The sequence below is a fragment of the Pedobacter sp. genome (assembly GCF_039594775.1).
Taxonomy (GTDB): domain Bacteria; phylum Bacteroidota; class Bacteroidia; order Sphingobacteriales; family Sphingobacteriaceae; genus Pedobacter.
Window position 1 is genome coordinate 1,119,058 of the sequence record NZ_JBCNMT010000001.1, and the last position, 11,662, is coordinate 1,130,719.

Sequence of the window (11,662 nt, forward strand, 5' to 3'; positions counted from 1 at the left end):
GATATGTTGCTCCTGTTTGTTAATTATTCCTCCCTCTTGGTCTCCCTCCAAAGGGAGATATGGGTTACTGCTACTATTTTCCTTTCTCTAATTTGATTAATACTACTATTATTTGAATGTGCTTTCACTCGCTAATGTCCCCCTCTTTGAGGGGGTAGGGGGAGGATATGTTGCTCCTGTTTGTTAAGTATTCCTCCCTCTTGGTCTCCCTCCAAAGGGAGATATGGGTTACTACTACTATTTTCTTTTTTCAATTTAGCTAAATAGTACAGCGATGTGTTTGCATTCGCTAATATCCCCTCTTTGAGGGGGTAGGGGGAGGACTATTAACCATATCTAAAATTGTACCCCAAATTATCCCCCCTTTCTATCCTCATAAAAATATACTTGAAACTTACCTTGTGGTGAGTAAAGTAGCAAGCTACTCTTGAAGAATTTATTTTAAAAATATGAAGAAGTACACTCTCCTGTTCTTATGTTTTGTAGTGATACAAAGCTATGCCCAAACCACGCGCTATGTAAAAGCTAATGCCACTGGTGCCAATAATGGCAACAGTTGGGCAAATGCCTATACCAATTTCCAGACTGCCGTTAATGCATCTTCCGCTGGTGATGAAGTTTGGGTAGCTGCAGGGACCTATCAGCCAGCAAGTGGTCAATTTTTTGCCATGAAAGAAGGGGTGAAAATATACGGTGGTTTTGTTGGTAACGAGGGAACGTTGAGTGCTCGTAATTGGACCGGCAATGTGACTACCTTACAAGGTAATGGTAGTTATGTCATCAAAAATGAATTGAATGGGCTAACAAATGCTGCTGTTTTAGATGGCTTTACAGTAACTGGGGGAGCAGGTGTAGTTGCAGGTGCTGGAATGTACAATGCCAGTAGTTCTCCTTCGGTGATTAATTGTACGTTCTTGGCAAATACGGCAACATATGGAGCGGGTGCAATATATAACTACCAATGTTCTACACCACCCGTGATTACTAATTGCATTTTCTCTAATAATAATGGCGCTACCTATGGTGGGGCCATATACAATGTACTGTCATCGCCTGTCATTAAGAGCTGCACTTTTAACAATAATACGGCAGTAACAGGCGGTGGCATTTATTACAATACTCAATCCGTGCCAAACATCAGCAATTGTACGTTTAAAAATAATACTGCCAGTACCGCCGCAGGTGGAGCAATTTATTATAATGGCAGTGGTATATCAAGTAATGCTTATATCAGTAATTGCCTATTTGCTGGAAATACCTCCAATGCGGGTAGTGCCATTGGTTATGGTGATCAAGTGGCAAATAACCTCATTGTTACCAATTGTACTTTTTACAATAATACGGGTAGCGCGGCACTATATGCTCGTTTTTGGAATGCTGGTTTTAGGCCAATTATCCTTAATAATTCTATTGTTTACGGTAATACTGCCTTTTTTGATAAAACCGCCAGTGGAGGTGAAATCCAAGTGAATTACTCGTTGGTACAAGGTGCATCGTGTCCTGTTGGTGGAACTTGTAATACTGGTGTGATTTATAATCAGGATCCTAAATTTATGGATGCTGCTGCGGGTAATTTCGCTTTAAAGATTAGCAGTCCAGCAGTTAACAAAGGGAATAACAGCCTAAATAGTGTCTCTATAGATATAGCAGGTCAACCGAGGTTATCAGGGAATAGTGTCGATTTGGGCGCCTACGAATTTCAAAGTGCTGCTATTGCACCTGATGGGAACAATATCGTATATGTAGATGTGAATATACAAACTGGAGACGGTAGTGGGACCAGTTGGACAAATGCTATTCCGCAATTGGCAGATGCATTAAAATGGGCAAGGCAACAGAACAATTTCACTACAGCTAGCCCGCTTAAAATTTATGTCGCAAAAGGTACTTATAAACCACTTTATAGTGCGGTAGACGGGAGCAACTACGCTAATGGCGGTAGGGATAATGCTTTTGTAATGGTTAAAAACGTACAGCTTTACGGTGGTTTTGATCCTAGTAGCGGAAATACTAACCTCAATACACGTGTTTTGCCAACTGCGGCTAATGAGTTTCCAACGAACGGTACCGTATTAAGTGGCGATGTTAATGACAATGATGTGGTGAGTGGTTCGGGGAATACATTAAGCATCACCAATAACACTGAAAATAATTATCACGTGTTGGTGTCGATAGGAGATGTTGAAACGGCAAGGTTAGATGGTTTTACCGTCAAAGGTGGAAGTGCCAATAATTCTTCTGGTCAAACCACCATCAATACCGTTACGACGGATCAAGCTTCAGGTGGAGGTATGTATAATCAAGAATCGTCACCAACACTAGCCAACTGCGCTTTTACACAAAATTTGGCCAACTTCAATGGGGGCGGTATATATAGCCGTTCTTCCAATTCAACCATTACCAATTGCGTCATGTCTAAAAATATAGGTTACTATTTTGGAGGTGGTATTTATAATCTTTTGTCGTCTGTAACGCTTACTAATTGCACCATCAAACTCAATTTGCAGAATAGTGGTAGCGGTGGGGGTGGTATGGCCAATTATTCTTCTACGCTGATCCTTAATGATTGTTCAATTAGCGATAATTCAGCAGTAAATGGGGCTGGTATGATTAATTCTGGTTCTACGTTAACATTTAACAATTGTACGATCAATGCAAATAAGGTTACGGGCAATTCGGGCGGGGCATTGTATAATTCAACGAGTACCGTACGCCTTTTTAATTGCACGATTAACGGAAATTCGGTAACCAATAGTGCTAACGCTAGTGGTGGAGCCATATCCAATTCATCATGCCCCTTGGTTCAAATCACTAATTGTACCATCAGTGGAAATATTGTTAACGGTACCAATACCAGAGGTAGTGGTGTCTATATTACATCATCTACTACCGTATTGCTTGTGAACTCGGCTATCGTTGGAAACTCAACACCCAATGATGCCACTGGAGTTGGCTTATATAATATTTCGACCTCGCCGAAGTTGATGAATGCTACCTTAGCCAATAATGGTGTTGGAGGTGTTTATTCCGATGCAAACTCAACTCCAGAGTTCCAAAATAGTATTGTATGGGGAACGGTTTCTGGAAATTATAATGCAAATTATTCCCTCGTTAAAGGCTCTTCTGTAACAAGCAATGGCAATATTGATGCAAGTAGCCTAACATCGACCAATATTTTTACAGATGATGGTAATGGTATTTACACTTTGAAGAATGGCAGCCCCGCAGTGGGTACCGGTAGCAATAGTCTTTATGAAGCCTTTGATGGCGATGTTAATAACAACAGCTTAAGCAGCGATAAAGATTTGGCGGGTAATGACCGTTTGCAGAAAGGAACGATTGACCTTGGCGCTTTCGAAAGCAGTTACAATCTTGTTGTACCCATTACACCAGATGCGAATGGCATCATCTATGTCAAACAAAATGGTGCGGGTAATTTTAGTGGAAACAGTTGGACTAATGCCGCTCCAGAATTATCGGAGGTGCTTACTGCGGCTACCACTAATACCAATATCCAACAAATATGGGTAGCCAAAGGGACCTATCAACCTGCAAGTGGGCAAAGTTTTGCGATGAAAGAAGGCGTGAAAATGTATGGTGGATTTGCAGGCACCGAAACCCAAATCAACCAACGGGTATTTGGTTCTATGGCTGCAGATAGTACGCTTTTGCAAGGTAATGGAAGTTATGTAGTTTCTAGTATAAACTTAAGTGCAGCTTCGGTCATCGATGGTTTTTCGATCAAAGGTGGAAGCGGCCAAACTTGGGGTGGCGGAATGTATAATTATGGGTCATCAGTTACCATTAACAACTGTTTGTTTGCAGCAAATTCAGCAACTATAGGAGGCGGTATATGTAACTATTACAACTCGGCACCTACCATTAGCAATTGTACATTTTCTGGAAATACTGCTGACGGCGGAGGGGGGATTAGTAATTATAATAACTCTTCGCCCACCATTAGCAATTGTACTTTTTTTAGAAACAGGGCGAATAGCGGAGGTGCAATCAATAATTATTCATCTTCTAAACCTAATATCACCGGCTGTACTTTTACAGAAAATACAGCAAATGATTTCGGCGGAGCGATCACTAATTCAACCTCTTCTTCGTCTACCATCACGAATTGTAATTTCTCTGGAAATAAAGCAACTTCAGCTAGTGGCGGGGCAATCTTTAATACCGCTTCGTCCCCTATAATTACTGATTGTAGTTTTTCAAACAATACCTCCAGTACTTACGGAGGTGGTATTTTTAACGAACAATCATCAGCCGCTAACATTAGCAACAGTACATTTACTTCCAATGCCTCTGGTGGAGGCGGTGGTATCTTTAATACAGGGTCTTCGCCAAGCATTATTGGCTGTGCTTTTACGTCCAACTCTGCAAGTGTAAGCGGTGGTGGAGGCGTGTTTAACTATTCATCTTCATCAGCTATTATTAGCAACTGCACATTTGTGAGCAATACGGTAAGTGCTTCTGGAGGTGGAGGCATGATGAACCAGGGTGCTTCACCTACAGTGACTAATTGTGTGTTTAAGGGCAATACCAGTACAGGCAATAGCTCAGGTGCAGGGATGTATAATGTAATAGCGGCTGCAACTACAGTTAAGAATTGCGTTTTTTATGGCAATACCTCTGTTCGATACGCAGGAGCGATATATAATGGTGCTTCATCTCCTAAGTTAATTAACTGTACTATTGCTGGAAATAAGGCTGGCTTTACGAATTGGGGTGGTGGTATCTATAATAGCTCTTCGTCTTCGCCTGTCATTAGCAATGCAATCATTTACGGAAACAGTGATGGAATTATAAATAGCAATAGTACGCCAACAGTAGCTTATAGCATTGTACAGGGAGGTTACGTTGGAACAGGAAATACAGATGTAGACCCTCTGTTTACCAATGCACCAGCTTTTAGTACCGCTCCGTTTATTGTGGGCGATTATACCCTGCAAAGCTTTAGTCCAGCGGCTAATACAGGAAGTAATGCGTTGTATACAGGTTTAGATGCCACAACCTTAGATGTGGCAGGCAATGCTAGGGTATATAGATACGCGACAGGTGGTGTGATTGATCGAGGAGCCTATGAATATCAAAGTTTTGATGTATTGCCTGATGCTAATCATGTGGTTTATGTAAATGCCGCAGCTACGGGTACAGGTGCAGGAAACTCCTGGGCAAATGCAGTGACTTCGCTGGCAGATGTATTGCAATGGGCTAGGACAAAGTACAATGCTGATGCGACGGTTTTTGATGCTACGCCACTAAAAATATATGTAGCTAAGGGTACTTACAAACCAACATATCACGCTGCCGATGCAAATTTTACTGCTGATGGAGGACGTGACAATGCCTTTATGCTAGTTAAAAACGTGGAGTTGTATGGTGGTTTCGCGGGAACAGAAAGCAGTTTAAGCGAACGTAATCTTAAGCTGGTGGCTAATCGGACCATTCTTAGTGGCGATTTAAATGGTAACGACGAAACAACATTGACCATTACTGCAAATGCGGATAACACACACCACGTAGTGCTTGGTGTAGGCAATATAGGTTCGGCTATATTAGATGGATTTAGCATTATTAATGGTCATGCCAATACGGCGAGTACCATTGTAGTGAATGGTCAAACCATCTATCAAGATAGAGGAGCGGGGATTTATAATCAGGGAGCTTCACCTAAAATTACCAATTGTATCATTTCAGGACATACGGCTACAGCAGATCATACTGGTGCAGGTATTTACAACTATTCCGCTGCACCAGTAATTACCAATACTTTAATTACTGGGAATAAAACCTCGGGAAATGCCAGTGCGGCAGCTATGTACAGTGCCTATTCAGCACCTAAATTATTAAATGCCACCGTGGCGGGTAATAACGGTACGGGGACTGCAAATGCAGCGATTTATCACAATCTTTCCTCACCTGTGATAGGAAATGCAGTGGTTTACGGTAATAGTGGTGGTATTATAGAAAATACGACCGTAGAAGCACCAGATTATCAAAACCCTATGGTGGCCATTAATGATAATAGTACAGGTACTGATCCTTGGGATAATCCTGGTAATGCGCTTACCGATAATAATAGCTATGCAACCATGTCAAATGCAGCAATGTTGATTTCAGGCACCATAAGAAATAGTAATTTTTTAGCAGTAAAAGGATTAGGTTTTAATATACCACCTAATGCAGAAATATTGGGGGTTGAAGTGGAAATCCGAAAATTTTCTAGCGATAATACAGGTGGTAATTTTACTAGAGATTTGGATTTCAGGTTGCTTAAAAACAACCAAGTGACAGGAACAAACCACGCCAATACAGGTGTCAATTGGCCTACAACAGAAACAGCGTTTACTTATGGTACCAATACAGACCTTTGGGGACTTACCTTAACGCCTGCCGATGTAAACGCTAATGATTTTGGAGTAGCTATTGCTGTTACTTCAAGAGCTTCTGGTTTATTGCTGCCTACCGTGATATCTTACATTGACCAAGTAAGGATAAAAGTTTCTTATCAAATTGATGCGGTGACTAGTGTAAGTTATAGTGTAATACAAGGAGGATTTACTGGAACTGGCAATTTGGATGTAGACCCTAAGTATGCTAACCCAACTGCTTTCGCCATAGCTCCCGTTAGCGCTGGAAATTATGTTTTACATGATGAAAGTCCAGCTATTGGCGTAGGGAACAATTTGCTGTACACCAGTAATGGCGGTAATTTAACGGATAAAGATTTGTTGGGGAATAAGCGTTTGTCTGGTACAACCATTGATATGGGAGCTTATGAATATCAAGAGCTGGTTCCCGATAATAATAACATTCTTTATGTAGATGCTGCGGCAACGGGAACAGACGAAGGGTCATCATGGGCAAATGCCAGTCCCTCACTTGCCGATGCATTGAAATGGGCCAGGAAAATGTATCATTTGAATCCAACTGTTTTTGATGCCACACCTTTGAAAATATATGTGGCTAAAGGAACTCACAAGCCAGCTTATAATGCTGCAAATGCAAATTATGTGTTAGATGGTGGACGTGATAATGCTTTTGTACTGGTGAAAAATGTACTGCTTTATGGAGGCTTTGACCCTAGCAATGGTATTGATGATTTAACCAAGGTAAGGATTTATGGGGCAGGCGGGACTATTTTGAGTGGCGATGTAAATGGAGATGATGTGGTGACTGGTTCTGGAACTTCGCTCAGCATAACTAACAATACAGATAATAACCACCACGTCGTATTGGCCGCAGGTGATTTGGGTAATGCAAAACTAGATGGCTTTACCATAAAAGGTGGGAATGCCAACGGAAATAATACCATTACTGTAAATGGTGTTTCAGCGAGCAGGGCTAATGGAGGTGGAATGTACAACCATACTGCTTCGCCAATGGTAGAAAATTGCAGCTTCACCGTAAATGCAGGAACCCAGGGAGCGGGAGTAATGAATGAGCAAGCTTCACCTACCATCATTAACAGTAAGATTTATGCTAACTCAGGTGGTATTGGAGGTGGTATGTACAATTACTCCGGGGCCAATGTTAATGTGAAAGGAAGTATCATGTATGAAAATAAAGCATCCTCTGGTGGTGGCGGTATTGTGATCCACGATTCAGATGGAACCTTTGCCAATACAACTTTTGTGAACAATGGCAATATGGCTTTTGCTGTGGTTTCCAGTGGAGCACCTGTTTTACAAAACAGTATTGTTTGGGATAATATTTCGGGCGCTGGGTATATTGCTAGTTATTCTTTATTGAAAGGCTCGTCTGACAATACGAATGGCAATATCAATGCGGGTAGCTTAACCGGGGCAGATATTTTTAATGATGAGGTAAATGCCGATTATACCCTAAAAAGCACAAGTCCTGCCATTAATAAAGGAAATAATAATCTATATACGAGTTTAAGTGCTGGCACCAAAGATCTTGCTGGAAACTTAAGGGTTTTCAACTATGCAACCAATGGTGCAATTGACATGGGAGCTTATGAATATCAGGGTGTTTTGGTAACCACCTTAGCTGATTTTGCTAATATTACCAAAACCTTTGGCGATGCAGATTTTACACTTGCTGCACCAACCACGAATAGCGACGGTGCCTTTACTTATACCAGTAGCGATGAAAATGTTGCTACAATTAGCGGAAGTACCATTACCATTGTTGGTACCGGTACTACGACCATCACCGCTGCGCAGGCTGCGACAGGAAACTATGCTGCAGGCAGTATTTCATTAATACTAACCGTTAACAAAACTGATCAAACCATCAGTTTTGCGGCCTTGGCAAATAAAATCTATGGCGATGCGGACTTTAGCTTAAGCGCCACAGGTGGAGCATCTGGTAATGCGGTGACCTATACCAGTTCCAATCCATTGGTGGCCACCATTACAGGCAATACGGTTACGATTGTTGGCACAGGTAGCACTACCATTACCGCCTCACAATTGGGCAATGCCAATTACAATGCTGCAACTAATGTTCAGCAGACTTTAACGGTAGACAAAGCAGGCCAAACCATCAGCTTTGCAGCCTTGGCCAATAAAACCTATGGCGATGCGGCCTTTAACTTAAGTGCCACAGGCGGAGCATCTGGTAATGCGGTGACTTACACGAGTTCCAATCCGTTAGTGGCCACCATTGTGGGTAATACGGTAACCATTGTTGGCGCAGGGAATACCACCATCACCGCTTCGCAATTGGGCAATACCAACTACAATGCTGCAACTAGCGTGCAACAGACTTTAACGGTAGATAAGGCTAGCCAAACCATCAGCTTTGCTGCCCTGGCCAATAAAACCTATGGCGATGCGGCCTTTAACTTAAGTGCCACAGGCGGAGCATCTGGTAATGCGGTGATCTATACTAGTTCCAATCCATTGGTGGCCACCATTACAGGCAATACGGTTACCATTGTTGGCGCAGGTAGCACTACCATCACCGCCTCACAATTGGGCAATGCCAACTACAATGCTGCAACTAGCGTGCAACAGACTTTAACGGTAGACAAAGCAGGCCAAGCCATCAGCTTTGCGGCCTTGGCAAATAAAACCTATGGCGATGCGGCCTTTAACTTAAGTGCCACAGGCGGCGCATCTGGTAATGCGGTGACCTATACCAGTTCCAATCCTTTGGTAGCAACCATTTCGGGCAATACCGTCACCATTGTAGGAGTAGGTAGTACGACCATTACCGCCTCACAATTAGGCAATGCCAATTACAATGCTGCGACTAATGTTCAGCAGACTTTAACGGTAGACAAAGCAGGCCAAGCCATCAGCTTTGCGGCCTTGGCAAATAAAACCTATGGCGATGCGGACTTTAACTTAAGTGCCACAGGCGGAGCATCTGGTAATGCGGTGACCTATACCAGTTCCAATCCTTTGGTAGCAACCGTTTCGGGCAATACCGTCACCATTGTAGGAGTAGGTAGTACGACCATTACCGCCTCACAATTAGGCAATGCCAATTACAATGCTGCGACTAATGTTCAGCAGACTTTAACGGTAGACAAAGCAGACCAAACCATCAGCTTTGCGGCCTTGGCAAATAAAACCTATGGCGATGCGGCCTTTAACTTAAGTGTCACAGGCGGAGCATCTGGTAATGCGATAACTTACACGAGTTCCAATCCGTTAGTGGCCACCATTACAGGCAATACGGTTACGATTGTTGGCGCAGGTAGCACTACCATCACCGCTTCGCAATTGGGCAATGCCAACTACAATGCTGCAACTAGCGTGCAACAGACTTTAACAGTAGATAAGGCTAGTCAAACCATCAGTTTTGCAGCTTTAACAGCTAAACTTACCACAAGTCCAGATTTTGTAGTTGTTGCCAATAGTAGCAGCGGGCTGTCATTGAGTTTCAGCAGTAGCGATACCAATGTGGCCGAGGTATATCAAAGTGCTGGTGTATGGATGGTTAAAATTAAAGGAGCGGGTACCGCAGATATTACCGCTTCGCAGTTGGGTAATGGGAACTACTTCGCAGCTACGTCTCAAGTACAGTCGTTGTTGGTTGCCGAGCCACCACTTCCTGTAAACTTGATTAGTTATAAAGCCACGGTCGAAGGAAATGCTGCTAAATTGGAGTGGAAAACAGCGAGCGAGCAGAACAACAAGAACTTTGTAGTTTACCGCAGTGGTGACGATAAAGCTTTTGCAAAATTGGGAGAGGTAAATGGTCATGGCACGAGTTCGGTAGCTAATAGCTATGTTTTTTACGACAGACAGCCTTTAAAAGGTAACAACTATTACCGTTTGGTACAGGTAGATTTGAATGGCAAACCTGCCGAACTGGGAGAACGTGTGCTCAACTTCGAGCTTTCTGCGCAAGGTATTCAGCTTTATCCCAACCCAACCAAAGGAGAAGCCATGTTGAGCTTTGCTGCTGGAAAATACACGAAGCTAACGGTGAGCAGCGTAGAAGGAAAAGTGTTGAACATTATAGCGTTGAAGCCACAAGATGATAAAACTCAGATAGACTTGGCACAATATCCAGTAGGGGTGTATTTTGTGCGGTTGGTGGGCGGCAGTGAAAGTGTAACGAAGAAAGTGATTAAGCAATAAAAACAAATTAAGTTAAAAGCGTAGTAATACTACTAACTGCTTATGCTGAAATCGTTTTTTAGGAAACATGAATAAAAGAATATATTTGTTGATATATCTAGCGTAATGCGTTACAAAAAGCTCCTACAGAAGATGTCGCCTATATTTTGACAATGTTGGGCGCCATCTATCCAATCAGTAAAGAATTGGCCACTGCTTTTTATGAAAAAACAGTAAGTCTGAAAGTTAAAAAGGATACGATTTTATTGAAAGAAGGCGAGCGATGCCAGTATATGTATTTTATTAAACGTGGAGCAATGATGGGACAAACCATTCATCAGCAAAAGGAAATTGTGACCTATATTTCTATTGATAATGAGTTTGTAAGTTCTATTTCTGGTTTACATGGAGTAGTGCCATCGCAAGAAGCAATTATTGCGGTAGAAGACTCGGAACTCATTGCTATGCATAATGATGACTTGCAAGAACTGTTTTCCAAATACTTTGACATGAATTACCTTTTTAGGGTAATGGTAGAACAGTATTACAGAGATGCACAAGAACGCACACATATCATAAGGGTAGGGAATGCCAAAGAACGCTATCTTTATTTTGTAAACACCAAACCTGGATACATCGAACGTTTGCCCTTACACTTAGTAGCTTCCATGTTGGATATGAAATTACAGACCTTGCTGCGGGTGCAAAAACAACATCAGCTTTCTTTGCAAAAAGATAGAGAAACTGAAGATTGGTGTGCAAAAATTGAAGATTATATTATAATGCAGGAAGCTTTTAAAACAACTGATTTGAGTTTGGAGAAAGTAGCCTACACCTTGTCAAGCAGTACCCACAAGCTTTCCGCTATATTCAACAATGTCTACAAAATGACTTTTGCTGATTTTGTAAATGGACAACGAATCAAGAGCATCCAGCTGCAAATGGCCGACACCGAGGCCATGCGTAACTTTACCATTGAGGCATTGGCCAAACAAACGGGGTTTGCTTCACGCAGTGCATTTTACAATGCTTTTAAAAAAATTGTAGGCGTAAGTCCTGCAGAGTATAGAAGCACGTTATCATCATCCTCTATATAGTTTAAGTAAATATAT

2 protein-coding genes are annotated in these 11,662 nt (G+C 42.1%); both read left to right on the forward strand.

Going from position 1 to position 11,662, the window contains the following annotated elements; all coding sequences use genetic code 11:
* The first annotated feature begins 449 nt into the window (after window positions 1-449).
* Entirely contained in the window at window positions 450-10,571 is a 10,122-nt protein-coding gene (locus ABDV71_RS04800; protein ID WP_343531287.1) for a choice-of-anchor Q domain-containing protein, read from the forward strand.
* A 152-nt stretch (window positions 10,572-10,723) separates the two neighbouring features.
* Entirely contained in the window at window positions 10,724-11,647 is a 924-nt protein-coding gene (locus tag ABDV71_RS04805; RefSeq protein ID WP_343531288.1) for a helix-turn-helix domain-containing protein, read from the forward strand.
* The last annotated feature ends 15 nt before the right edge of the window (window positions 11,648-11,662 follow it).

Bases quoted from the DNA above. Each gene is read 5' to 3' on its own strand.
- ABDV71_RS04800 (WP_343531287.1), top strand. From the start codon at position 450: ATGAAGAAGTACACTCTCCTGTTCTTATGTTTTGTAGTGATACAAAGC.
- ABDV71_RS04805 (WP_343531288.1), top strand. From the start codon at position 10,724: ATGTTGGGCGCCATCTATCCAATCAGTAAAGAATTGGCCACTGCTTTT.